This window comes from Pseudoalteromonas sp. 20-92, from assembly GCF_030847595.1.
Taxonomy (GTDB): domain Bacteria; phylum Pseudomonadota; class Gammaproteobacteria; order Enterobacterales; family Alteromonadaceae; genus Pseudoalteromonas; species Pseudoalteromonas fuliginea.
In genome coordinates this window covers 20,307-46,127 of the sequence record NZ_JANJGQ010000018.1, presented here as the reverse complement: position 1 = coordinate 46,127, position 25,821 = coordinate 20,307, and the positions used below count along the sequence as shown (strand labels likewise).

Annotated in this window: 19 protein-coding genes; 6 read left to right on the top strand and 13 right to left on the bottom strand. The window is 39.6% G+C overall.

Features of this window, described 5'->3' with window-relative positions; translation table 11 throughout:
- Nucleotides 1-102: 102 nt before the first annotated feature.
- Nucleotides 103-2,802, bottom strand: coding sequence for a DNA gyrase subunit A (gene gyrA / locus NRL14_RS14635; protein ID WP_306724995.1), 2,700 nt, complete (start codon nt 2,800-2,802; stop codon nt 103-105).
- A gap of 176 nt (nt 2,803-2,978) precedes the next feature.
- Between gyrA and ubiG the strand changes: the two genes are divergently transcribed.
- The 5 genes from ubiG (at nt 2,979) to yfaE (ending at nt 8,533) form a co-directional block, all read left to right on the top strand.
- Complete coding sequence (ubiG, locus tag NRL14_RS14630) at nt 2,979-3,689, top strand: bifunctional 2-polyprenyl-6-hydroxyphenol methylase/3-demethylubiquinol 3-O-methyltransferase UbiG (RefSeq protein ID WP_306724994.1); 711 nt, start codon at nt 2,979-2,981, stop codon at nt 3,687-3,689.
- The gene (locus tag NRL14_RS14625; RefSeq protein WP_306724993.1) at nt 3,689-4,369 is read left to right on the top strand and encodes an HAD family hydrolase; all 681 of its coding nucleotides are present in this window, start codon (nt 3,689-3,691) and stop codon (nt 4,367-4,369) included. Before ubiG ends, NRL14_RS14625 begins: the two co-directional genes overlap by 1 nt.
- Before the next feature lie 412 nt (nt 4,370-4,781).
- Nucleotides 4,782-7,064: a class 1a ribonucleoside-diphosphate reductase subunit alpha gene (gene nrdA / locus NRL14_RS14620; protein WP_149605579.1), complete on the top strand. Its 2,283-nt coding sequence runs from the start codon at nt 4,782-4,784 to the stop codon at nt 7,062-7,064.
- 66 nt (nt 7,065-7,130) lie between these two features.
- Complete coding sequence (gene nrdB / locus NRL14_RS14615) at nt 7,131-8,261, top strand: class Ia ribonucleoside-diphosphate reductase subunit beta (RefSeq protein ID WP_007376605.1); 1,131 nt, start codon at nt 7,131-7,133, stop codon at nt 8,259-8,261.
- Nucleotides 8,261-8,533, top strand: a complete 273-nt coding sequence (gene yfaE, locus NRL14_RS14610; RefSeq protein ID WP_008139206.1) for a class I ribonucleotide reductase maintenance protein YfaE — start codon at nt 8,261-8,263, stop codon at nt 8,531-8,533. Before nrdB ends, yfaE begins: the two co-directional genes overlap by 1 nt.
- A gap of 80 nt (nt 8,534-8,613) precedes the next feature.
- Here yfaE and aldA read toward each other — a convergent pair whose 3' ends face one another.
- Genes aldA through NRL14_RS14595 form a run of 3 tightly spaced genes read right to left on the bottom strand, consistent with a single transcriptional unit; the run spans nt 8,614 to nt 11,885 of the window.
- Nucleotides 8,614-10,062, bottom strand: a complete 1,449-nt coding sequence (gene aldA / locus NRL14_RS14605; RefSeq protein ID WP_007376607.1) for an aldehyde dehydrogenase — start codon at nt 10,060-10,062, stop codon at nt 8,614-8,616.
- A gap of 4 nt (nt 10,063-10,066) precedes the next feature.
- Nucleotides 10,067-10,831 carry a 2,5-didehydro-3-deoxy-L-galactonate 5-reductase gene (locus tag NRL14_RS14600; protein ID WP_033016439.1) on the bottom strand — a complete coding sequence of 255 codons (765 nt, stop codon included), beginning with the start codon at nt 10,829-10,831 and terminating at the stop codon, nt 10,067-10,069.
- A gap of 31 nt (nt 10,832-10,862) precedes the next feature.
- The gene (locus tag NRL14_RS14595; RefSeq protein WP_306724992.1) at nt 10,863-11,885 is read right to left on the bottom strand and encodes a zinc-binding dehydrogenase; all 1,023 of its coding nucleotides are present in this window, start codon (nt 11,883-11,885) and stop codon (nt 10,863-10,865) included.
- 291 nt (nt 11,886-12,176) lie between these two features.
- On the opposite strand from NRL14_RS14595, the gene NRL14_RS14590 reads away from it, so the two are divergent.
- Complete coding sequence (locus NRL14_RS14590) at nt 12,177-14,132, top strand: CRTAC1 family protein (RefSeq protein ID WP_033039571.1); 1,956 nt, start codon at nt 12,177-12,179, stop codon at nt 14,130-14,132.
- Nucleotides 14,133-14,194: 62 nt separating this feature from the next.
- Here NRL14_RS14590 and NRL14_RS14585 read toward each other — a convergent pair whose 3' ends face one another.
- The 9 genes from NRL14_RS14585 to NRL14_RS14545 form a co-directional block, all read right to left on the bottom strand.
- Complete coding sequence (locus NRL14_RS14585; protein WP_306724991.1) at nt 14,195-14,470, bottom strand: hypothetical protein; 276 nt, start codon at nt 14,468-14,470, stop codon at nt 14,195-14,197.
- 128 nt (nt 14,471-14,598) lie between these two features.
- Nucleotides 14,599-14,796 (bottom strand): hypothetical protein, encoded by a 198-nt coding sequence (locus NRL14_RS14580; protein WP_007583024.1) that lies wholly within the window; start codon nt 14,794-14,796, stop codon nt 14,599-14,601.
- Nucleotides 14,797-14,938: 142 nt separating this feature from the next.
- Nucleotides 14,939-17,275: a beta-galactosidase gene (locus NRL14_RS14575; RefSeq protein ID WP_306724990.1), complete on the bottom strand. Its 2,337-nt coding sequence runs from the start codon at nt 17,273-17,275 to the stop codon at nt 14,939-14,941.
- Nucleotides 17,276-17,339: 64 nt separating this feature from the next.
- The gene (locus NRL14_RS14570) at nt 17,340-18,890 is read right to left on the bottom strand and encodes a LamG-like jellyroll fold domain-containing protein (protein WP_306724989.1); all 1,551 of its coding nucleotides are present in this window, start codon (nt 18,888-18,890) and stop codon (nt 17,340-17,342) included.
- A gap of 2 nt (nt 18,891-18,892) precedes the next feature.
- The gene (locus tag NRL14_RS14565) at nt 18,893-19,477 is read right to left on the bottom strand and encodes an RNA polymerase sigma factor (RefSeq protein ID WP_007376617.1); all 585 of its coding nucleotides are present in this window, start codon (nt 19,475-19,477) and stop codon (nt 18,893-18,895) included.
- A 9-nt stretch (nt 19,478-19,486) separates the two neighbouring features.
- Nucleotides 19,487-20,635: a lactonase family protein gene (locus NRL14_RS14560; RefSeq protein ID WP_306724988.1), complete on the bottom strand. Its 1,149-nt coding sequence runs from the start codon at nt 20,633-20,635 to the stop codon at nt 19,487-19,489.
- Between the two features lie 14 nt (nt 20,636-20,649).
- Complete coding sequence (locus NRL14_RS14555) at nt 20,650-22,935, bottom strand: FAD-dependent oxidoreductase (RefSeq protein WP_306724987.1); 2,286 nt, start codon at nt 22,933-22,935, stop codon at nt 20,650-20,652.
- On the bottom strand, nt 22,928-24,142 hold the full coding sequence (locus tag NRL14_RS14550) for a glycoside hydrolase (RefSeq protein WP_306724986.1): 1,215 nt from the start codon (nt 24,140-24,142) through the stop codon (nt 22,928-22,930). The genes NRL14_RS14555 and NRL14_RS14550 overlap by 8 nt, the downstream gene beginning before the upstream one ends.
- Nucleotides 24,132-25,817, bottom strand: a complete 1,686-nt coding sequence (locus tag NRL14_RS14545; RefSeq protein ID WP_306724985.1) for a sodium:solute symporter family protein — start codon at nt 25,815-25,817, stop codon at nt 24,132-24,134. Before NRL14_RS14545 ends, NRL14_RS14550 begins: the two co-directional genes overlap by 11 nt.
- Nucleotides 25,818-25,821 lie beyond the last annotated feature (4 nt).

Here is a 25,821-nt window from a genome sequence, read left to right as displayed (position 1 = left end):
CACTCAACCTTACGATTTTAATGAATGAATATAATTTCACACTCTATTAATTTTTTTCAACAACATTAAAAAAAGCGGCCAAGGCCGCTTTTTCAATATCAATTATTCTGAAGGAGGATTATCATCCGCTACTCCATCAATAACCGTATCTACAGTTTCAACGTCTTCAATATCAATCAAGTCACTTTGAGTAACTTCAATCTCTTCTATACGTTGTAAACCAACTACTTGCTCTTCGTCAATAGTTCTGATCAAAATAACACCTTGAGTGTTACGTCCAACCGTAGAAACTTCATTAACACGAGTACGTACTAAGGTACCACGATTTGAAATAATCATTATTTCATCGTTGTCGTCAACTTGCACAGCACCAACAACAGCACCGTTACGTTCACTCACCTTAATTGATACAACACCCTGTGTTGCACGACTCTTCGATGGGTAATCTTCAAGTTGCGTACGCTTACCGTAACCGTTTTCAGTTACCGTCAGAATAGCACCGTCAGTTTTTGGTACAATTAACGATACTACGCGTTGCTCATCTGGCATTTTAATACCACGAACACCTGTAGCAGTACGACCCATAGGGCGAACACCTTTGAAACGAATCTCAGGGTTACCTTCTTCGTCTAATACAGGATTACCGTTTTCATCAACAACCGTTGTTTCTTCAGCTTCTTTAAAACGTACAACTTTACCTGCATCAGTGAACAACATAATTTCGTTGCTACCATCGGTAATATCAACCCCAATCAGGCTATCGCCTTCATTTAAGTTAACAGCAATAATACCGCTTGCACGTTGACGACTGTAAGCCGTTAATGGTGTTTTCTTAACTGTACCAAATGCTGTTGCCATAAAGATGTATTTATCTTCTGCGTACTCGCGTACTGGCAATATAGCAGTAATTCGTTCATCAGCTTCAAGTGGTAACAAGTTAACAATTGGCTTACCGCGCGCTGCACGACTTGCCAGTGGTAACTGATATACTTTAAGCCAATATAAACGCCCGGCCGTAGAGAAACATAAAATAGTATCGTGCGTATTTGCAACGAGTAGACGCTCAATGAAATCTTCATCTTTCATCTTCGTTGCTGATTTACCTTTACCACCACGGCGTTGTGCTTCGTAATCAGACAATGCCTGATATTTCACATAACCTTCGTGAGAAAGCGTTACTACAACGTCTTCTTCGGTAATTAAATCTTCTAAGCTAATATCGTGAGCCGCTGCATTAATTTCAGTACGACGTTCATCGCCGTATTGTGCTTTAATTTCAACTAACTCATCACGAATAACTTCCATTAAACGCTCTGGCGTTGCCAAAATATGTAAAAGCTCAGCAATTAAATCTAATAGTGTTTGATATTCACTCAGGATTTTTTCATGCTCAAGACCTGTTAGCTTGTGTAAGCGTAAATCTAGGATTGCTTGGGCTTGTTGCTCTGAAATAAAATACTGACCGTCGCGAATACCTAAATCAGCAGCGAGCCAATCTGGACGTGCTACATTATCTTCGCCTGCTTTTTCAAGCATTGATTTTACATTACCTAATTCCCACGAACGTGCCGTTAAAGCAACTTTAGCTTCAGCAGGTGTAGGGGATTTACGAATAAGTTCGATAATAGGGTCAATGTTTGCAAGCGCAATAGCTAAACCTTCTAGCATATGTGCACGATCGCGGGCTTTGCGTAAATCAAATACTGTACGACGAGTTACTACTTCACGACGGTGAATAATAAACTCTTCTAGCATTTCTTTTAAGTTGAAACACTTAGGCTGGTTGTTAATTAACGCAACCATATTCATACCAAACACAGTTTGTAACTGAGTCTGCGCATACAAGTTGTTTAAAATAACCTCGCCTACGTCACCACGTTTGATCTCAATAACGATACGCATACCGTCTTTGTCTGATTCATCACGTAGTGCACTAATACCTTCAATTTTTTTATCTTTAACAAGCTCAGCAATTTTTTCAATTAAGCGTGCTTTGTTAACTTGATAAGGAATTTCGTGAACGATAATTGTTTCACGGCCTGTTTTTTCATCCGTTTCAATCTCAGCTCGTGCACGCATGTACACTTTACCACGGCCAGTTTGGTATGCTTGTTCAATACCTTTCTTACCGTTGATAATTGCAGCGGTTGGAAAATCTGGGCCCGGAATATAATCCATTAACTCAGTTATAGTTAATTCAGGATTGATTATAAGCGCTAAACAACCATTAATAACTTCTGTTAAGTTATGTGGTGGGATATTTGTAGCCATACCTACCGCAATACCTGATGATCCGTTAACTAATAAGTTAGGGACCTTTGTTGGTAAAACGTCAGGGATTTGTTCTGTGCCGTCGTAGTTAGGAACGAAATCAACCGTTTCTTTTTCAAGATCAGCTAATAGCTCATGCGACATTTTTGCCATACGTACTTCTGTATAACGCATTGCCGCAGCTGAATCGCCATCAACCGAACCGAAGTTACCTTGGCCATCTACAAGCATATAACGTAGTGAGAATGGCTGAGCCATACGAACTATCGTGTCATAAACTGCACTGTCGCCGTGTGGGTGGTATTTACCGATTACGTCACCGACCACACGGGCCGATTTTTTGTAAGGCTTGTTCCAGTCATTACTAAGCTCGTTCATTGCAAACAAAACGCGGCGATGAACAGGTTTTAAGCCGTCACGTACGTCTGGTAATGCACGTCCTACAATTACGCTCATCGCGTAATCTAAGTAGGAGTTTTTTAACTCGTCTTCAATATTGACTGGCAGAATTTCATTGGCGAGATCAGTCATTTGATATCACATTCCTTCAGTATCAGCTCTCAACGACCCGGTATTGGGGATTAAGAGTATTGTTATTATTTCTAACAGCCATGCTATCACAATTAATTTTAATTTACAGGCGCAAAACTTTGCGATTTATCAATTTAGCCCTATATAATGGCCTCAGATTGACGAGGAAGTATTTTATGACCGAACATCAAAATGTAGATCACGCAGAAATAGCAAAATTTGAAGCCATCGCCGAGCGTTGGTGGGACCTAGACGGAGAATTCAAACCTCTTCACGAAATTAACCCGTTACGTTTAGACTTTATAGCAAACAAAACGCAAGGCTTATTCGATAAAGAAACACTCGACGTTGGCTGTGGTGGCGGTATTTTAAGCCAAAGCATGGCGCGTATGGGCGCAAAAGTAACTGGCATCGACATGGGGCAAGAGCCTTTAACTGTTGCTAAGTTACACAGTTTAGAAACTGGCGTAAATGTAGATTATATAAAAGTGCCTGCAGAAGAGTTTGCTTCACAAAATCCAGAGCGCTTTGATGTAATAACCTGTATGGAAATGCTTGAGCACGTTCCCGACCCGGCATCTATCATTCATGCCGTAGCCGCATTAGCCAAACCAGGCGCAGACGTGTTTTTTTCAACCCTGAACAAAACACCTAAAGCATACTTATACGCTATTGTTGGTGCTGAAAAGCTTTTAAAAATGGTGCCTGAAGGTACACACGACCATAAAAATTTTATAAAACCTGCACAGCTCATTGCATGGGCAGAGCAAGCGGGTTTAAAAGTTCGTGCAAGTACAGGCCTTTCTTATAACCCACTATCAAAGCAATATACGCTTAATAACGACGTTAGTGTAAATTACATACTTTATTTTGAGAAGTTAGCTTAATGGCTAACTCTCAAGCCCCCCACCCCCTTATTGAGTACGATGCATTTTTATTTGATTTAGACGGCACCCTACTCGACACTGCTGATGATTTAGGTGCCGCTTTAAACGCGGTGCTTATTAGCAATAAAATAGAGCCTGTTAGTAGTGATATATACCGTCCTGCGGCATCTAACGGCGCTGGCGCATTATTAGAGGCTGGTTTTAAAGCGTTATGGGACAAACAACCCCAAAGCGAGCTTATAAAGCAATTAGTTGACGAGTACGCTGCAAACATAGCAAATCACACACGCTGCTTCAGCGGAGTTGAATCGTTACTTATCGCCCTAGATCAGAAAAAGATCAAATGGGGGATCATGACTAACAAATCTGGGTTTTTAACCGATCCTTTAGTTGCAGCTATTCCTGCTTTAAAAAATGCCAGTATAGTAATAAGTGGTGACACTTTAGCAGAGGCTAAGCCATCACCTTTACCACTGCTACATTGTGCAAAGCTTATGCAAGTACAGCCAAAGCGTTGTTTATACATTGGTGATGCACAGCGTGACATACAAGCAGGCAAAGCAGCAGGTATGCATACCGCGACTGCACTTTGGGGTTACATTCCCAGTGAAGATGAGGCATTAAGCTGGAAAGCCAATTTAAACTGGCTAAGTCCAATTGATGGTTTTAACCATATATAGTGCTATGTTAATTAATAAACACTATATATTGTGATTGTGTTAGTTTTTAGGCAAAGCTTGCTGATAAAAAAAGCAGTCAAAATTTATTTTTTAAATGCGTAAATTTAGCAGATCATTAGTTGATTTTTGCATATTTCAACTTAAATGATTGTTCGAAGGTGAGTGTCTACTAACACAAATGCGTTATCCCAAAGTTATCCACAAACAGGGGCAATTATGTCCCTTGCAAAACAATGCAGACCACACTATCTTGTGATCTCTAAATTGAACAACACCAGATATTGTGGCCAAATGTTATTCAATTAAATTCACTAATTTGGTGAAACCTATAATAAATGAGCACTACACCTTGCTAATTTGAGGTGTAAACATTGGTCAAAATACATAATCCCCAAGGAATACAGGCAAAGCTATGAACCAACAGTTATCTGTAAGCAAACGTGACGGGCGTAAAGAGCCGCTTGATCTTGATAAGATCCATCGCGTTATTGAATGGGCCGCCGAAGGTTTGAACAACGTTTCGGTTTCGCAAGTTGAATTAAAATCACACATTCAATTTTACGATGGTATTCGTACCAAAGATATTCACGAAACCATTATTAAAGCAGCTGCAGATCAGATTTCAAAAGAATCGCCAGATTACCAGTATTTATCAGCGCGTTTAGCTGTATTCCACCTACGTAAAAAAGCCTATGGCCAATTTGAGCCACCACGTTTATTTGATCATGTAACTAAAATGGTTGAAGACAAACGCTATGATGCTCACTTATTAGTAGATTATACAGAGCAAGAGTTAGATGAGCTTGATGCGTACCTTGATCATTCTCGCGATCTTAACTTCAGCTACGCTGCTGTAAAACAGCTTGAAGGTAAGTACCTCGTTCAAAACCGTGTAACAGGTGAAATTTACGAAAGCGCACAGTTTTTATATATTTTAGTAGCGGCAAGTTTATTTTCAGATTACCCACGTGAAACGCGTACTAATTACATTAAACGTTTTTATGATGCGGTATCGTTATTTAAGATTTCATTGCCTACACCAATAATGGCTGGTGTTCGTACCCCTACTCGTCAATTTAGCTCATGTGTATTAATTGAATGTGGCGACAGCCTCGATTCAATCAATGCAACATCATCAGCTATTGTTAAGTACGTTTCACAACGTGCGGGTATTGGTATTAACGCAGGTCGAATTCGTGCGCTAGGTAGCCATATTCGTAATGGCGAAGCGTATCACACTGGTTGTATTCCTTTTTATAAGCACTTTCAAACAGCGGTTAAAAGTTGTTCGCAAGGTGGTGTACGTGGCGGCGCTGCAACATTGTTCTACCCGCTTTGGCACCTAGAAGTAGAAAACCTACTGGTACTTAAAAATAATCGTGGTGTAGAGGACAACCGTGTTCGTCACCTAGATTACGGCGTACAATTTAATAAATTAATGTATTCTCGTTTAATTAAAGACGATTACATTACGTTATTTAGCCCATCAGATGTGCCTGGCCTTTATGATGCATTTTTTGAAGACCAAGCAGAATTTGATGCGCTTTACGTCAAATACGAACAAGACGAGTCTATCCGTAAAAAGCGTATCAAAGCCATTGAGCTTTTCTCTATGTTTGCCCAAGAACGTGCAAGTACTGGTCGTATTTACTTACAAAATGTGGATCACTGTAATACACACAGCCCGTTCATTGCTAAAGTTGCGCCTATTCGCCAATCTAACTTATGTTTAGAAATTGCATTGCCAACTAAGCCACTTAATAACGTAAATGACGAAGAAGGCGAAATTGCCCTTTGTACACTTTCTGCGTTTAACTTAGGTGCAATAGAATCACTTGATGAGCTTGAAGAATTAGCTGAGCTTGCTGTACGTGCACTTGATAACTTACTTGATTTCCAAGACTACCCTGTACCGGCTGCTAAAAATGCCACTATGGGACGCCGTACGTTAGGAATAGGTGTAATTAACTACGCATACTACCTAGCTAAAAACGGTAAACGTTATTCAGATGGCAGCGCGAACGCCCTGACTCACAAAACATTTGAAGCGATTCAATACTACTTGATGAAAGCATCTAACGAGCTTGCTAAAGAGCGTGGTGCATGTCCTAAGTTTAACGAAACAACGTACTCTCAAGGCATTATGCCAACTGATACGTACAAACGTGATTTAGATAAGATTTGTGATGAGCCACTTCATCTTGATTGGGATACATTACGTGCAAACATTAAAGAGCACGGCATGCGTAACTCAACATTAAGTGCGTTAATGCCATCAGAAACATCGTCGCAAATCTCTAACGCTACAAACGGTATTGAGCCTCCACGTGGTCATATTAGTGTTAAAGCAAGCAAAGATGGTATTTTAAAACAAGTAGTTCCTGAGTATGAACGCTTAAAAAATAACTATGAGTTATTATGGGATATCCCATCAAACGATGGTTACTTACAGCTTGTAGGCATAATGCAAAAATTTGTTGACCAAACAATCTCAGCAAACACAAATTATGATCCAAACAAGTTCGAAGGCGGTAAAGTACCTATGCAAGTCTTATTAAAAGACTTACTGAGCGCATACAAACTGGGCGTTAAAACGTTGTACTATCACAATACTCGTGATGGCGCATCAGATTCACAAGAAGACACTCCTGACGTGGAAGATGACGATTGTGAAGGCGGCGCGTGTAAAATATAGTTACTAATTTTTATTTTAAGCGGGCATTTAGCCCGCTTTTTCTGATAGTTTTTTTGAGTGATAAACATGTCTTATACTACTTTTAGCCGAAACCATAATAACCAAATGCAAGAGCCAATGTTTTTTGGCCAAACAGTTAACGTATCTCGTTACGACCAACAAAAGTACCCTATCTTTGAAAAGCTAATCGAAAAACAATTGTCTTTCTTTTGGCGTCCTGAGGAAGTGGACGTAAGTAAAGACCGTTTAGACTTTCAGGCATTACCAGATCACGAAAAGCACATATTTTTAAGTAACTTAAAATACCAAACATTACTTGATAGTGTGCAAGGGCGTTCACCAAACGTAGCCCTACTGCCTATCGTATCGCTACCAGAACTTGAAACATGGATAGAAACATGGGCGTTTAGTGAAACAATTCACAGCCGCTCATACACACATATTATCCGTAACGTAACACAAGCACCTGAGCTTATTTTTGATGACATTGTTAGCAACGATAAAATTAGCGAACGTGCTGATGCGGTAACAAAATATTACGATGACCTAATTAACTCTGTATCACTTTACAATTTATACGGTGAAGGAAAACACGAAATTAACGGTAAAACCGTTATCGTGAATTTATTTGAGCTTAAAAAGAAACTTTACCTTGCAATGATGTCGGTAAATATTTTAGAGGCGATTCGTTTTTACGTAAGCTTTGCATGTTCGTTTGCGTTTGCTGAGCGTGAACTGATGGAAGGTAACGCTAAAATCATCAAGCTTATTGCGCGCGATGAAGCACTGCATCTTTCGGGTACTCAGCATATTTTAAATATTATGCAAGACGGTAAAGACGACCCAGAAATGGCGATTGTTGCCGCTCAGTGCCGAGACGAAGCAATTAAAATGTTTGTTGAAGCCGCAGAGCAAGAAAAAGAATGGGCAGAATACCTGTTTAAAGATGGCTCAATGATTGGTTTAAATAAACATATTTTATGTCAGTACGTTGAATACATCACCAACGCCCGTATGACTGCGATTGGCTTACCTGCACAGTTTGAAAACAACAGTAACCCTATTCCATGGATCAACTCATGGCTCGTGTCTGATAATGTACAAGTAGCACCACAAGAAGCAGAAATAAGCTCATACCTTGTTGGTCAAATAGACTCTCAAGTTGATGCATCAGAATTTGGTGATTTTGATTTATAATGAGTGACAAGTCTACTGCAAGCATAACGCTTGCAGAAAACAGCCAGTGTATAGAATTTAATACTGGCTGCCCTTCTCTTTTACACTGCTTAGAATCCATGAAAATAGACGTCGCATTCCAATGCCGTGAAGGCTACTGTGGAGCTTGCAGAGCTACTTTAGTGTCTGGCAGTGTTGAGTATAACGAAGAGCCACTTGCGTTTGTACGAGAAGGCGAAATATTGTTGTGCTGCTGTAAACCCAATGGCGATATAAGTATTAATTTAAAGTAATCTGCTGACAAATAAAAAGCCAATAATGAAAACATTATTGGCTTTTTGCTTAAGCTGCATTACGGCTAAATTTTGGAGTATTATTTTTCTTTCAAATAAACGGTTTTCTTCTCTAGATATTGCTCTAGACCAAATTTACCATCTTCGCCGCCAAAGCCGCTCTGTTTCCAGCCATTATGAAAACCTTGGTGCTGCTCACCCATACCACGGTTAATATAAACTTCACCCACTTCTAATTCGTTAATGGCTTTATTAATATCGAAAAAGTTTTGCGTAAATATATAAGCGCTTAAGCCATAAATACTGTCGTTACAGTATTCAATCGCTTGCTCCATATCTTTAACTTTAACAATAGGGAGTACTGGGCCAAAAGTTTCTTCGTGCACTGCAATGTTATCTTGCTTGACGTCTACAAGTAACGTGGGTTCGTACCAACAACCGCCTTCAAAACCCTCAACAGAAGCAACTTTACCACCAGTGGCGACAGAAGCGCCTTGTTGAATACTTTGTTGAACTATGTGATCAATGTTGTCTATTTCGCGTTGATTACACTTAGGACCCATTTGCGTATCTGGGTTCATAGGATCCCCAACACGAAGTGCTTTTACAGCTGGTATAAATTTAGCCATAAACGCATCGTACACAGACTCTTGAACATATAAACGCTCAACACAGGTGCATACTTGCCCGCAGTTAGCAAAACGACCCCAAAGCGCACCTTCAACAGCCTCATCAAGGTCGGCATCGGCCATAACAACCATTGGCGCTTTACCGCCAAGTTCAAGCATTACAGGCGTCATGTATTCTGCGCTAGTTTTGTAGATTTGCTTACCTGCAGCAGTAGAGCCTGTCATGGTGATCATTTTAGTAATTGGGCTTTCACACAATGCTTGGCCAACAACAGAACCTGATCCATTAATAACGTTTAGCACGCCAGCAGGAATACCCGCTTCATTTGCTAAACGACCTAGCTCGGTGGTTGCTAAAGGTGTTTCTTGAGTAGGTTTTAATACAATAGAGTTACCTGTGATCAACGCAGGTCCAATTTTACGACCAGCCAATGCCAGCGGAAAATTCCACGCAGTAATACCCACAACTACGCCTCGTGGCACTTTATGAATGTATATTTTTTCATCATCGTTATCGGAAGGTAAAATATCGCCTTCAATAGTAAGTGCATGGTCGCATGCATAGTCAATAAAAGTCGCTGTTACGTCAACTTCCATTTGTGCAACTGATAGTAATTTACCTTGCTCTGCAACAAGCATTGGCGCAAGAATATCTTTATTTTCACGAATTTTATTAGCAAACACACGCAATATATTTTGACGTGTGCGAGCTGTCAATTTAGCCCACTTTTTCTGTCCTACATTCGCTGATTCAAGTGCATACTGCGCATCTTCTATACAGCCTTTTGGTATTTCACCAATTTTTTTACCTGTAGATGGGCTTAATATTTCAATCGTGCCACTTGCTTTAGAAGCAACATATTCGCCATTTATAAAATTCACATTATTATGAAAGTTCATTGAACTATCTCCCCATCCATCCGCCATCAACCAATAAAATAGCGCCATTTACGTAACTAGCAGCCTCAGAAGCCAAGAACACAGCAGGCCCTTTAAAGTCTTCAGGATTTCCCCATCGACCTTGTGGAATACGCGCTAAGATGGCAGCATTACGCTCTTTGTCATTGCGTAATGCCTCAGTGTTATCGGTATCAATGTAACCTGGCGCAATGGCATTTACATTAATGCCTTTGCCAGCCCATTCATTAGAAAGCGCCATAACCAATTGCCCAATAGCACCTTTACTAGCTGCGTAACCTGGTACTGTAATACCACCTTGAAAAGTGAGCAAAGAAGCCGTGAAAATAACTTTACCCTCGCCATGCTCTATCATTTGTTTGCCTATTTCGCGGCTTAAAATAAATTGAGCATTTAAGTTAACTTCAATCACTTTATCCCATAAATCATCGCCATGCTCAGCCGCAGGAGCACGAAGGATTGTACCTGCATTATTGACTAAAATATCAATTTTTGGAAAATCACTTTTTACATCATTAATAAACGAATAAAGCGCGTCACGATCACCAAAATCACATTGGTAGGCTTTAAAATTTCGGCCAAGGGCTTTAACTTCTTTTTCTACTTCAGAGCCTTCAAGCTCTAAGCTTGCAGATACACCAATAATATCAGCGCCAGCCTGTGCTAAACCTAGAGCAATACCTTTACCAATACCGCGCTTACAACCTGTAACAAGGGCTACTTTGCCCTCTAAACTAAATTTTTCTAACATATTATTCATTTTCATACCTTTATAATTTTTATTATTGTGAGTTACATTCAACAAGCGCTTTCATGCCTTCTGGATTTCCATCCATACTCGCAAATGCACTACCAATATCAGTTAACGAACTAACCGAACTAATAAAAGGTTTAAGATCTATTTGGCCCGATGAAATTAATTCGATAGCCCAATCAAAGTCGGCCGCTTCGTATACACGTGCACCTAATAACTCCAACTCTTTCCAAAAAAATTGAAATAAATCGATTTCAGGTTTAACACTGTGAATAGCCACCATGACTATACGACCCCGGCGCCCTGCTATTTCAGTCATAGCCTCTATTGCGGGTTTTACGCCTGATACTTCAAATACAACATCAGCACCTTTTGTTTGCGTCCAGCTATCTACATAGGCAGCTAAATCTTCTTCAATGGGATTAACCGATTTAACACCTAGCTCATCGGCAAAAGCACGGCGGCTTTCGTTAGGCTCAGACACGAGTACTTCTGCGCCAACACTTTTAGCAACCGCAGCAACTAATTGCCCAATTGGCCCGCCACCAAGCACAACAACTTTCTCACCCGCTTGTAAGCGCGAGCGTCGTACATCATGGCACGCAACCGATAACGGCTCTATTAATGCGCCTTGTTTTAAATCAACGCCTGCTGGTAATTTATGCAAAGTACGCGCTTTAACTGTCCAGCTTGACTGAAAAGCACCTGGCGTATCTATTCCCATAAACTTTAAGTTTTGACAAATATGCGTATGCCCTGCATTACACGTAGGACAATCGCCACACCAATCTAGTGGACGTACTACCACGTTTTCGCCGACAGCAAAGCCTTCAACGCCTTCACCTATTTCTGCAACAACACCTGATATTTCATGGCCAATTGTTTGCGGAATAGACACTCGTTGATCCATCACACCATGGTATATGTGCATATCAGTACCACAAATCCCAACGTATCCAACACTCAATCTAATCTCACCCGCTTTAGGTTTAATAGATGTGCCTTCAACAATGTTAAATGACTTGTTACCTATATATTGTGCAGCTTGCATATTTTTATACCTTCAAGAATGTTTAATTAAATAGTGACCAAGTAATGCATCATTAAAACAATGCCGATACGAGGAATATCAAAGTGAACTATCATATCTTTGATATGGTTTATTGTTAACAATTTACACCTAGGTATGTAATTTGTAAAGCCACTCTTAATATTTAATATAACTTCAGAGCAGTAAAGCGAGTCAGTTAAAAACATTAAGGCTTGGGTAATAAAATTTACTTGTATGTTTTACTTTCAATCTATATTGTCAACAATTAACACAATATAAGGAGGCACAATAGTGATTAAAAACAAAAAATCAATTTTTAGCTTAGTGATAATTAGCGCTATGAACTTAGCGGGATGCAGCCAAACCACACAAACGCCCAGTAGCCAAACAAGTAACAACGTTGTATTTTCTGATGTGTCTGAACAAGCTGGCTTAATAACACAAAAAAACTGGAAATATGGCGGCCCTACCATTGCCGATATAAACAGTGATGGTCATTATGACCTGCTGCTAACAAATCACGACACCACTCCTATTCGTTTATTTATGGCAAATGGAGATGGCACATACACACTACAAAACGATATTTTTCCACGAGCAGATCTACACGGTATGTCGGCCGGTGATTACGACAACGATGGTGATCTCGATGTACTTATTGCACTAGGTGGTGGAAATGGCACTACACCTCAACCCCAGCGACTACTTAAAAACAATAATGGTAAATTTGAAGATAAAACCGTCGAAGCTGGCTTATCTAAAATGGGGGCTCGCGGGCGTTCTGTGCGCTGGGTTGATATAGATAGCGATGGTGATCTTGATTTTATCCAAGTAAACGCCGAAAAATTAATTCACGAAAACTCCCCTCGTAATATCATTTTTGAAAATATCGGCAATGGAAAATTTACTTATCACCCATCAGCTACTTTTGAAAATATAAAAGCCGAGCGTGTATTATTAACCGATTACAATAACGATGACATACTCGATATTTTTGCTTTTGATGGATACAACAATTTAGCTATTTATCAAGGTAATAACGACTTTACCTTCGCCAATACGACTCAAGATCTATTAGGTGCAAATAGTGAAGCCTACAAAGGCACGCTCGCAGTTGCGCAAGCTGATATAGATAACGACGGCGATATGGACTACTACCTTGCTCGCGGAAAGCTAAGCTACACTATCGCTAATAACAGTCTATCGTTTAATAAAAGTAGCAAACGACTAGACCTGCGTGATGAAGGTAATAAAAGTCACGATGGCATAACACTCATTACCGACAACACAAACTCAGGAAGCCTTATACTAAGTGACTTTTATCACTTCCCGCGTGCCAAGCTATTAAGCCATATGGATGTATACATAGGCGAGAAAAAAGAATTAATAAATACACCCAATAAAAACACAACCATTAGCCAGAAAAGAGCGCGCGGGTTTCCAACTAAGCTTGATAAAACTGGCTGGTACATTGGGTATTTAGGGAATAATAGATGGCGAGTAGAATGGGTACTTACCGATAACCTTGCATGGGATGTACGCGCATCATTCAAAAATGTAAAAGGCTATCAAAGCGATTGGCAACCACAAAATCTCGCCCTTCCTGATGTATTACTACGTAACGATAATGGTAAGCTAGTTGATATTTCATCTAAATTACCAGCATTAACAAACAGTAATAACTGGGGAGTTGTACCTGGCGATTTTAATAACGACACAAAAATAGACTTTATGGTCTATCGCTTTGGTGAACTAAAAGAGCGAGTTGCCGATGTTTTACTCATTAACCAAGGTGATTACAACTTTAAAGCAACAATCACTCATAACGCCGATACCGAACGTGGCTTAGACTCACATGGCGATATGGGAGCCGCATTTGACTTCAACCTAGACGGAAAACTCGACCTACTAAGCGGAGATGAAGATAACGGCCAATGGCATTTATATAAAAATACCACAGAGTTAAGTCACGCACACTTCACCCTTATTCGAGTTGGGTACTCAAAAAGTGGGGTTGATCCATATGGTGCAAAAGTACAAATTAAAACAGCAACTGCGAGCCAATATCAAGTTATTGGTTCACAAAGTGCTACCCACTCGCAAAGCTTACTTAATATTGTACATTTTGGATTAGCACAGGCAGATTCAATCTCATCAGTTATTGTTACATGGCGAGATGGCAGCTCTGAGCATTTAAATAAACAACCTACAGATCAATTGATAAGTGTTGGTAACTTAAATAACTGATCTATAGCCGCAACTCTCATACCCCCTTAATTAAGCGAATAACGACAGGGGGCTTATTATATTTACTTGATAATGTAATTTGGGATTTGTTTTGCCTGTTCAATATTCTGCTTATTTAACTGCTCAAAAAACTTATCTATTTGTGCTTTGTATTCCCATGATTGCTGCAATACATTATTTGTATTGTGCTTATTCCACTCATTCCACAGCTTGGCTAATTTCGCTTGTTTAGCAGGTAATGTATCAACCAAAATATGTCCTAGAGTTTTATCACTAACTTTAAGTGCGTTAAGCTTATCTAATACGACAACAATCGGGCGATCCATAGCAAAATTCATCGCAGCTAATATTCCCCCTCGCCTATAAAATGTGCAAACTGAGCTTAAGCAGCATCCGTTGCTTACTCGGCCTATGAACCGCTGAAAGCGATAATACAGCAAAGAAAGGTTGTTTATTTGGCGACTGATTAATCAGTAAAATGACTGGCTTGAGTCGCAAGTGTATCCACTAAGTACCCTTCGTGTTCAGCATAGTGTTTAAAGTCTCGCTCCATCTTTTGAGAAGGGTAAGCCTGTTGTTCTGCTTTACCATATGAAAAATAACCACGCGCGCCATCACGAAAACAAAAGTTATCAAACTCTCGCTGAGTAGCGATGATATTCATCGTGATTACCTTGAAGCCTATGCGGTAGGATTTAATAACTCAGCGTACTTTTCAACGGTATTTAAAAACACACCGAGTTATCACCAAAAGAATACCAACATCAATGCCAATTAAAGTCATCGATGAGGGCAGTTAAATGAGTTTATTTAATTTCCACATCACCATAACGCTGCTGATACAAAGATTTATGAACTTGTTTAGCCGCTTCAACTAACTCTGGGTAGGGAATGTCTGTTGTTGTTACAAATCCAACATTATAATTTTCGCCATCATACGCCCGACCGGTAATTGGCGAATCAATATATTGGAACCAGTGAGCACCAATTAAATACGGATTATCAATAACCGTTTTCATATAGGTTTTGTACATATCAGCACGATCGCGTTGATTAGCAGCATGGATAATGCCTGGATTCGGTTGACCAGTATCACCTGAACCAATGTGAAATTCCCCAATAATCGTAGGCATATCTAGTTCTTTCAACATATCCCATGTCATTGGGTCTAGTCCTTCACGATAATAATTATAACTGATCACATCGGCATACTTCTTAGCAGACCAGCGAGCTTCTGGCGATGTCCCCCAAGAAGTAAACCTCGCGCCCATATATAAATGGTCAGGCAATACTGATTTTAAAGAATGATTTACAACCTTAAAATATTCATCGGAGAAACGTATTAACAACCACGACAAATCGGCAATCATAGTGTTATTAAAATTACTGTCTTTTTTATAGTTAACGCCAGTATTATCAAATACCTTCCATGACTTAATATTTCTATTCCATGCCTTATTTAGCTGGCTAATGGTTTTATACTTTTGTTTTAACATATCACTGAACACTGATTTGGTCGGGCTATTCCCAGTCGTTTTAGATAGTGCATCAAGTACAATGCCATAACGTAAGGTTGTTGAGCCCTCTCCTCCCCAGCTCATTTCGTTATCAATAAACACCCCAATACACCAAGGGTTATTTTGTACTTCTTGGGCAATAACTTGAGTGGTTATGTTCGCTCTTTTAACAAATTCAGGATCGAAAGGGTCAGGCATGGCTCCCCAATAATCAAAACCAGAACTCAACCTTTTAAAGTCGCCGATGATCCACCCATTCGCAAAATAGGGAACTTGTTGATTATTATAAAAACTAGCATCGGTCCAATTCCCAAACGAAGTAAAGCCCCAATATTGCATTCTTTTTAAGGTTACTTCGCGCCATTTATCAATATAAGAATCTGGGTATTGCTGAGCATAACGACGTTCTAAATTTGCTTGGTAAAAGCTAAAAACTTCCCCATGTTGGATTGGTCCAAGATGAGATGAGCGCTTGTAACTATAGTGATTTGCCAACTTATCATTATACTGTGGTAGCCAATTAAACATGGCTCTTCGGTCTGGATAAGCGATGTAGGCTGATTTTTGATATTTAGCTAAATTACTATTTAAGCCCTTTGAATCTTCTGGCGTTACATCATCAGGGTCACGCGCTCTGACCGCATCATCGCGATAATCTACACCTGTAAATGTTGTTGTGTTAGCCATTCGCGCGTTGGCAATGCCTGAGGAAAAAAACAAATAACCTTCGGGGTCAACTAACGCCCATTTGCCATTTACTTTTTCCGTACGAAAAAAACCTGTTGCCTTTAACTTAGGCCCTTGCTTCCAACCGCCAAACTTACTTCTATCCGCCCGCGGGGTTACTTTCGACAAATCATTTAATTCTTTATTTGCGATTGCTCTTAATTGTTGTTCAGAGCTGACCTTTAACGGGTAGTTGACCTGTGTAGATTGACCAAATTTATCGACGATGTTTGTTAAAAAATCTGGTTTTGCATCGGGTATCGTTTCGAATCGTAAATTATCGACGGTTACAGCCGTTGGATTTATTTGAGTTTCTGTATAGATAGCGATACTTTCAACTTGGCTAAAATCTACATTGAGTTTAGCGCCTCTCAAGATCATTTTTCGTGCGGCTGTTTTAAAGCTACCAGGAGTGTCTCTGAGTCCTGTATCAACATTTAAAGTCTGGGAGTTGAGCTCAAAATATAATGTAGCGTGCTCGTTAGTTGTTAGCCCAATTGTGCGTCTTTGGACTTGTTTATCTTTACCTGTGATATTCACACTGAGCATCACTGGAAAGTCGCTTACGTTTGAAACATCGAAAAATAAAGCGCTATTGCCCAAAACACTCAGATCCCATAACTTATTCGGTTTGAGTGTGATCCCAGAGAATTTATGCTTAGTGGAAAACGAAAGCTCTAATGCTTTATTTTTATTTTTAATTACTTGTGTCGTTTTTATATTTTTATTTGTTAGTTTATAACTGTTACTAGCGTGCTCAAAATCGTCAATTAAAATAGTCTTGTTATCGTGTTGCAAGTCAAATTCCCTTGCAACACCTTCACCGCTTAAAGCTAACGTTGAGTATACAAAGATAGATAAGCATCTAATTATTTTATTCATTTTATTCATTTTATTCATTTTATTACCTTATACTTTAACGAGTAATAGGTAATGTTATGAAAATGCACTCTGACACATATTTTTATTCATTTAACTGGTTATGAGTCATTAGTTGAATTATTTGCTGTTGATTCAATGCCACTTCTACTACATAAAGCTCATCGAGTCCGCCTTTAAAGAACATTTGCTTCTCATGTGTTGCGCCTTCTATGTAACCAATATTTTTGCCTATCGTCAGTGGCCGAGAGGCTGGGTGCTGTAAATTTGTTGCGACTTTAGCGATTGATTTTTTCTGCGTTTTTTCAAGCTTACCATCAACATATAGCAAAACATGTGTCGCTAAGTTACTCTTTAGTCCACCGTATAGAACCACTGCAATATGGTGCCACTCATCATCTCGCAAGTCGGTATTACCCACAATTTGAGCATTATAGGTCCCTATTCTGATCCTACCTAAAGGCCCGTCAATTAACTCTGGATTAGGGGAAATTTGCCACGCTGAATAATCTTGCTGTAATCCCCAGCTCACAATGCCGTATGCATTTTCAGGTAAAAAATCACTAGGTACTTTGAGCCAAAAGGCGACCGTTCTGGGGTTATCACTGCCAACACCAGGGTACTGTGTTTCTAACCAATTATTTTCACCATTAAAGCTAATTGCCTTATCATATACACCCGCTACCTCTGTTAACGGTTCATCAATAGGTGATTTATCTTTGGCTACATACTGTTGCCCATCAATACCACGGCCGCTGGAGAGATAATTATGTTGCTGCTTATCATCAAATGACCAATGTAATAAGTGAGGCTCTTCTATTGAGTCTCCAGGTAATACACGCATAAAATCAGAAGGTACGCTAACAAAGCTGGTAATTTGATGATTTAAATCAAACGCTAATGCCTGATCTTTTTTCACATGTTGATAAGACTGCGTTTTATTGCCACGCGCTTTTATTTCACCATCGAGCACATGTACTTGAGATTCACCGCTATTAGACACTTCGACGCCAAATTCTGTGCCTAAATCTATTATCTCTGAACTTGGGGTATCAACTCTAAAGCCAATTGCATTTTGTGGTACTCGGACCACTAACTTACCATGATGAAGCGTTACTTTATCTCTGGATTGCAAATTCACTTTAACCGGCGCTTCTAAAACGAGTACCACGCCATTTTCGAGTGAAATTTCACTGTAACCATGCTCAAGAATAATATCTCCTTGACCTAATTGACTGCCAACAGAAAAATTAGCATTATGCGAAGCAGTCATTTTTGTGACTTCAGCAAACTTATTTGTGTAGTCCAAGTGCTCTGCCAAAAATATAACGCTGACAAAAAGCATAATACTTGCAGCAAGCGCATACGGGCTTGAAAACCAGCTCATTGTACTTTTCGGCCGAATCGTTTTTTGTTGCTCGCTTAGTTTTGCCATTACACTGCGGGTAAAATTGTCTGGTCGCATATCCGATTGATGATGTGCTTTTAATAAACGTTCACTCGTCACATATTTACTCACTTGTGCAAGTAAATTAACATCATGCTGACAGGCTTCAAGCAATTCGTCGGCAACATCTTCGCCAGCCAAATACGCGGCTAATAGCTGTTGTTGGTGCTTCGTCATTTGTTCAGTCATGCTCATCGTTGCTGCTGCTGTATTCTTTTATCAATACATGTTTTCAATGATTGACGAATTCTAAATAAGCGCATAGTCATAGTAGAATGTTTATCTTCATATTTTCGACATAGCTCAGCCAATGAAACACCTAATGTGTAATGTTCAGTTAATAAATTGCGCATTTTCTCGGTTAATTTTTCAAGGCAAATAGTTAAATTATCAAACATATCAAGCTCGGCCCCTTCATGGATATTTTCATCAATGTGTTGATTTATTAAATGCTCTAACTCATCAGCGCTGCCTAATGTCACGGCTCGGTGTTTACGTTGATGGTTTTTTAATAAATAAGCAGCAATCCCCCTCAACCAAGCTAAAAAGGAACTTTCACTGTTAAACTCAGCGATTTTTTTAAAAGCAATAATAAAGGTCTCTTGTGCTAAATCTTCTGCTTCGTGAGGGGTATTTAGTCGAATAACTAAAAAGGCCCTCACAGCAGACTGATAACGCTCAACTAACAGAGAATATGCAGCAACATTGCCTTGTAATATATCGTCAATTATAGAACCATCACTTTTACCATCTAACGATATTATATTTTCTTTCAAATCAGAGTCCTAATTGAAATAACTGACGTAAGATGGTGCGTCAATTTGCAATTGACTTTGAGTCGTAAATAACTTCCCAGATGCTAAATCACGCTTAATAATCACAACATTATTACTATATTGATTAGCCACTAATAGCTGCTTTTGTGATTTTGAAAAATTAAAATCACGAGGATGTAAACCGTCACTTGAGACTTTATTAATTAATTGTAGTCGGGTTTCTGCCATTAATTGATAACCATAAATTGCATTCTCACCGCGCACAGCAACATAAACATGACGACCATCCTCAGAAATACGAATTGCCGATGCAAGGTTTTGTTGCTCGCCAACTTTTGCGGGCATTATATTTGTTTTTGAAACGTGTAATAACGCACCATTTTGTAATATTTTGAAGATACTAATACTGTTACTCAATTCATTTAAGCTAAACACTAATTTTTTAGCCGGATGAAAAGCAAGATGACGAGGCCCATCCCCCGGCGTTAATTCAATGCGGTGTACTGGCGTAAAATCACTTTTTAAGCTATCAAAAACAATAATCTCGTCTGTACCTAAATCCGTCAAATACAGATAGCGACTTTGCTTATCCCACCCCGAAAAATGTAAATGAGCACTTCGTTGTCTGGGCGTAATACTACTTCCTGTATTAGTAAATTGACCCCGTGATACTAATAATCCTGCCTTATTAATATTAAACAGTTCACTATTACCTGTCGTGTAATTTACAACAGCTAACTGCTGGCGATCATCCGAAATATTAATATGACATAGCCCTTTTCCTTCAATCGGGTACGTTTTAAGCTTTGTAAACGCTTTACTTTTCCAGTCATAAACGTTAATAACAGATTTTTTATCAAGCCCTCTGCCAATGCTATACAATTTATTTATTGTCGGTTGCCAATTTAGATAGCTTGGATCGGTTGCCGATACAACGACGCGTTCGTTAATTAATAGATCATCACTTTCATTATAAGAAACTAAATAAACGCCCTGATCAGGCTCATTTGTGTAGCTGCCGACTAAAAAATAATTAAGTCGAGATTGTTCATCACTGATACTTTGACAACCACCAAGGCAAAAAATAAAGGATATAAAAACAAACAGCTGAGCGCACTTTTCAAGTCGTATATGTAATCCTGTTAGCCATAAACTCATTTATTCAATTCCCTTTACTTAATTTGAATTTCAAACAGTGCTGCAGGCACATTTTTAGATGGATGAGCGAATTCTAGAATCAATTGTTGCGTTGTTATAGGCTCTACTAAATCGATTTTATTAATACTTTGATAATTACCCGTAACGTGTGCAATTACCTCACCAGAATCTGTTTTAATTGTATAGGTTTGCACACAATAAGGTACCTGGTCTTCGTTATGCTCCATTAATACGGTTTCTAACGCATGGTCAAAGTCACTATCAAAATAAAGAACTATTTGCCTCATCGTTACTTTTTCTGGCCATGCTAACCTTAGGGTTGGCGATGGATCTGCTAAATCAGCAACCCATGCATTCGTTTGTAGCCAAGGCCTCACAAAGCCGTTAATTACCTGCGTCGCTTGGTTATTATGAATGGCGGGAGATATACCGATTGCCAAATTTTGACCGTTTGGCCGCCGCGCTGGTGTCCAAAATTCAAACTCTTCAAGACCACTATTCTCAGGCACTGTTTGTTTGCCTTTATTTGATACCGCTTTGTGAACTTTATTGAACACAACCATAGTGCCCGTAATAAGCTGCTCTGTGGTAGCAAGCTCCATATCACTGTTTTGTAAAAAACAAATGAACCCGTACTGCATCTCTAAGCTGCAATCACTAAAATCAAATTCGAGCGTACTTTCGCCCGCCGTGACAGACAAACTGATAGTTTTATTTATAACATCTGGCGTATAGTTTTCATGCTTGATACTAGTGCGTAATTGGCACGTTAACTCTGTCTCTTTATGAGCAAAAACCGTTATGCTAATTGTTGGTCCTTGGCCTTTTGCAAAAGCAACCAACTGTGCACACGATGAATCTAATTGCATTCTACGGCCGCCAGGTTGAAAACCATTGAACACTAATTCACTCGATGCAGTAATAGAGGCTTGGGCTGCTAAATTATTGTGCTTATCTAAACGGATCCCAGGGATACTTTGGCCATTTAGATTCAGGTTTTGCTGTAACTGTGCTATGTGTTCTGGCTGTAATAGCTCTTTGGGTGTGATATTGAGTTTATTACACATAGCAGCAGCTGCCCCCACCGCTTGTCCGCCGTGTGCGCAGGTAATCATAACTCGTGTTGAACCAAACGCCATATGTGTTGCGCTGATTATTCGTCCTGCATAATATAAATTTTCTATATCACGGCTAACAAAGCAGCGGTACGGTATTTGGTAAACCCCTTTTGAATGATATTGAGAGCAAGGAGGTCGTTCGCTGTATATGCCTTCAGCGGGGTGAATATCAATCGCCCATCCACCAAAAGATACAGCATCATTGAACTGGGTTTGCTCAATAATATCTTGCTGTTTTATCATATATTCCCCTTCAAAGCGCCTGCTTTCGCGTTTGCCAGGAATTGTGCCTACCCATTCTAAAGTTAGATTTTCGACATCATCAAACCTGCCGCTATTTTTTATGTAGTCCCAAATTCCGTAAACGAGTTTCCAAAGCTCCCATTTAATATCCTCCGTTTCATAAATAGTATCGCGTATTCCGCCAAATTCTATCCACCAAAACTTACAGCCAGAGTCACTTCCGGCAATATCTTTACAGCGAGGTATCGCCTCTATTTGTTCATACGAGTAAGCAAAATCAGGGGCTTTGTAACTAATAGGCTGATCCATTTTTTTACTGTAGAAAAATAATGTATGACCAAGTAACTCCATGTTCTCTTCATCAGATGCTAACAGCTCACCAAACTCTGCTTTTGATTCAGCACCAATTCTGAACCCCGCTCCAGCATTAAACGCAACAAGGCCATCACCGGTCGCATCACAAAATAACGGCGCACTAATAATGTAATGAGTAGAATTTTGACTGCAAAATGCCTCTACACTGGCAATCTTAGTGCTGTGTTGTTTATTTACATCAACCACAGAGGTATTTAACAACAAGGTAATATTTTTTTCGGCAATTACTTTGTCGAGCAAAATGGTATCGAAAATTAATGGGTTACCGTGTCTGTTTAACTTAAGATTGTCCAGCATGATTTCATCAATAACCCCACCCTCGCGTGACCAGCGATTATTGTTGCCCATATGCGATGTTGCCCCCAACGCCCATAATCTTACTTCGCTTGACGCATTACCACCGAGTACGGGACGATCTTGAATTAACACAACCTTACTACCCGCTCGCGCCGCACTGATTGCTGCACATGTACCTGCTAAGCCACCACCGGCAACCACAAACTGAGTATTTAATTGTTGTTTCTTATTTTCGCGTGCAGCTTCATTAAAGTTTTGCTTAATCATAACTCTTGATCTCTTTTTCTTGTTTTTGATATGAGCGTTTATTTTTTAATTCTGGGCTTAATGACTGCGCAAAATAAACACTAGGCTGGTGAGGTACATCCGTGACTTTTAATTCTTTTTCAAGCTCATTTACCATTAAACTACAATCAAATCTGGCTAAAAAACTGTGTTTATTGCGCGCTTGTTTGTCTGAAAAGTGGCACAAGCCCCACTCAATCCCGTTTGCTTTGCTTGCACAGTCAAATGCATTGGCAACATAAGGACCTGCTGCAATTGGCATGAGGGAGGTCACTGCGGCAATCGAAAAGTTCACCCCATCAGGTGAATATTGAATGGTGTTACTTTCATTGCCATTTCTGATAGTAAAAGCAGCTATTCCTGATTTAAACGGAAAATAAGTAGTTTCGTGGCCTGAGTTTAAAATAGGGTTCAGAGGGTGTTTTTCAAAAGGCCCAAAAGGATTATTCGCGGTTGCCAAGCCATTACCCACTAAGTAATCAGGTCTATCTCCGTAGGCGGCTTTATAGTATAAATGTATTTTTCCGTTATAAATTAATAAATAAGGGTCATGAATCGAGAATTGATCCCAACTTCCCGGCTCACCATTTTCAATAATAACCTCACCATGTGGCAACCACGGTCCATCTGGCGTATCGGCAACTGATAGTGTTACCGGACAATGATCACCTTTCTTACCGCTAGCTTCATTAAAGGCTTGATAATAAAGATAATATTTATTTTCATAAATCAAGATATCTGGTGTACTAACCGAGCGCCAACCTAACTGCGGGTGCTTGGGCCTAGTGACGGCAATACCTTGTTCAACCCAGTCAAATCCATTAATACTAATGGCATAGCCAATTTCGGATAAATCCCAATCAGTGGATGGAGTCAACTCGTTACAGTGCTGCGCCCCTTTTGGTGGAAATTGAGTACACCGTTTTGTGTACCAAACATAATAAAGACCATCAACTTTGATAATTTTAGATGGGTCGCGTCTTGAAATAGTCCCATCATTATTATGATAGTTAAAGCCCGTGAGCTCAGTGTACTTAAAACTAGTAAATAAAGGATTGTCTTCCGGACGAGGGGTTAAATAATTGTCATACAACCTCGACATTGCTGCACTCAATTCTCGTGCTGGTTTTTTAGCTGGAATATCCCATGGGTAACTTTGCTGCTTTAATTTGTTATTGCTATTGCTCATTGATACGTACCTTTACTGCCTTACTTCTAAACTTAAAAACTAAAACACCCCCTAATATAAAAATGCCACTGCTTATTAATGTTATTTCGATTTTTCCGATGGTGGCAATTGCGGCCAACGAAAGCATAATCGCGCCAGTAGAGAGAATACCAAACCCTAAAACTCGAATACCATGATTGTTATCCGCGCTTTTTTCTGGAGTTATTAATTCGGCCGTCGGTTTAATTTGGCTTAATTCGACTAAGTAGTTTTCATAACACGCAGGTGTTTTTCTTTGTGCTCTTAAGTACAACTCAAATACCGTTAGCATCAATACAGGAAATAACACCCCCATCATCATCTCCTGCGCTCTATCTAAGCTAAAATCAAATAACCAAGGACTCACAAACTTAAAAAAAGCATTCACCAGTAAACTAAAAATAGTGGTTATTAAAATCGTTTTCCCAGTTTGATAACGAGAAAAAAGCAACCAAATGGGCGGTAAAAACAACGGTCCACCAGTGAGCGCAGCCATGGTCATTACCACTTCAACTACACCACCAAGTAAGGGAATTAGTAACGCAACAATAATCGTAATTAGCCCGAGTACGCCAGTTGCAATTCGACCGACCTTGACTAGCGTAGCTTGGGAAGCATCTGGTTTTATATTTTTATATATGTCATTACTGATAACACCTGCGGCGATGTTTAAAGACGTATTAATTGAGCTTGATGTCGCAAATACCATTCCTGCTAGCATTAATCCAAGCATCCCTACCGGCAATACTTCTTTGCACATTTGCAAATAAGCTCCTTCACTTTCAAACCCAACTAGACTGGGGTTCATCGTTCGGTAAATCATCGGGGCTAACATCCAAACTACTGGGCAAATAAGATAAAGAATCGCAAATAGTCCCCCAACCTTTTTTGCATCCTTTGGTGTTTTCACACTGGTGAAGCGTTGAATATAAGACCAGTTACCAGCAATAAAAAATAAGTTATAGAGTCCAAAGGCAAAGATAAACTCCCATGAATACTCATCATTTACTAAGTTAAAAAAATCATCAGGTGCTTTGTCGATAAAGTTCTCAATGCCGCCAATCGCCTCAAATGATAGCGGTACCACAATTAATACCGCTGCAGTGAGCACCACAAATTGCAAAATGTCGGTAATTATCACCGCCCATAAACCGCCAACAGCGGTATAGGCTAAGATCAATAGTCCTAAAATGATGACGGTATATTCAAGAGATAAACCCGTAGCGACTTCAACTATTTTTGCCACAGGATATAAAAAAGCACCAGTCGAAAAGCTCGCAATTAAGAGAAAAATATAGGTATAAGTTCTTTGTACATTTAAGCCAAGGCGCTGCTTAATAAATTCTGCTGCGGTTAATACACCGGTTTTCTGCCATTTAGGCGCAATAAATAAAGCAATCAACACCCCTGCTAAACACATAGTCCATTGAATAGTAATCGCCACCCAGCCATGCTTATATGCAATAGCTCCCCATACAACAAATGTACCTGCCGAGAAGAAACTCATAAACAGTGACAACCCGCTCATCCACCAAGGTAGCGCGCCTCCCGCAGAGAAAAAGCTTTTCATATTCTTTCCAGCAGCAGAAAAACTTAAGCCACACCCAATGATCAACAAAGAAAATATAACGACTACACTTATATCAATAATATGCATAGCC

Coding starts and splice junctions, on each gene's coding strand:
- aldA (WP_007376607.1), bottom strand. CDS start 10,062: ATGAACTTTCATAATAATGTGAATTTTATAAATGGCGAATATGTTGCT.
- nrdA (WP_149605579.1), top strand. CDS start 4,782: ATGAACCAACAGTTATCTGTAAGCAAACGTGACGGGCGTAAAGAGCCG.
- NRL14_RS14555 (WP_306724987.1), bottom strand. CDS start 22,935: ATGATTAAGCAAAACTTTAATGAAGCTGCACGCGAAAATAAGAAACAA.
- gyrA (WP_306724995.1), bottom strand. CDS start 2,802: ATGACTGATCTCGCCAATGAAATTCTGCCAGTCAATATTGAAGACGAG.
- nrdB (WP_007376605.1), top strand. CDS start 7,131: ATGTCTTATACTACTTTTAGCCGAAACCATAATAACCAAATGCAAGAG.
- NRL14_RS14575 (WP_306724990.1), bottom strand. CDS start 17,275: ATGAATAAAATGAATAAAATGAATAAAATAATTAGATGCTTATCTATC.
- NRL14_RS14550 (WP_306724986.1), bottom strand. CDS start 24,142: ATGAGCAATAGCAATAACAAATTAAAGCAGCAAAGTTACCCATGGGAT.
- NRL14_RS14600 (WP_033016439.1), bottom strand. CDS start 10,831: ATGTTAGAAAAATTTAGTTTAGAGGGCAAAGTAGCCCTTGTTACAGGT.
- NRL14_RS14560 (WP_306724988.1), bottom strand. CDS start 20,635: ATGAGTTTATGGCTAACAGGATTACATATACGACTTGAAAAGTGCGCT.
- NRL14_RS14545 (WP_306724985.1), bottom strand. CDS start 25,817: ATGCATATTATTGATATAAGTGTAGTCGTTATATTTTCTTTGTTGATC.
- NRL14_RS14595 (WP_306724992.1), bottom strand. CDS start 11,885: ATGCAAGCTGCACAATATATAGGTAACAAGTCATTTAACATTGTTGAA.
- NRL14_RS14625 (WP_306724993.1), top strand. CDS start 3,689: ATGGCTAACTCTCAAGCCCCCCACCCCCTTATTGAGTACGATGCATTT.
- yfaE (WP_008139206.1), top strand. CDS start 8,261: ATGAGTGACAAGTCTACTGCAAGCATAACGCTTGCAGAAAACAGCCAG.
- ubiG (WP_306724994.1), top strand. CDS start 2,979: ATGACCGAACATCAAAATGTAGATCACGCAGAAATAGCAAAATTTGAA.
- NRL14_RS14580 (WP_007583024.1), bottom strand. CDS start 14,796: ATGAATATCATCGCTACTCAGCGAGAGTTTGATAACTTTTGTTTTCGT.
- NRL14_RS14585 (WP_306724991.1), bottom strand. CDS start 14,470: ATGAATTTTGCTATGGATCGCCCGATTGTTGTCGTATTAGATAAGCTT.
- NRL14_RS14570 (WP_306724989.1), bottom strand. CDS start 18,890: ATGACTGAACAAATGACGAAGCACCAACAACAGCTATTAGCCGCGTAT.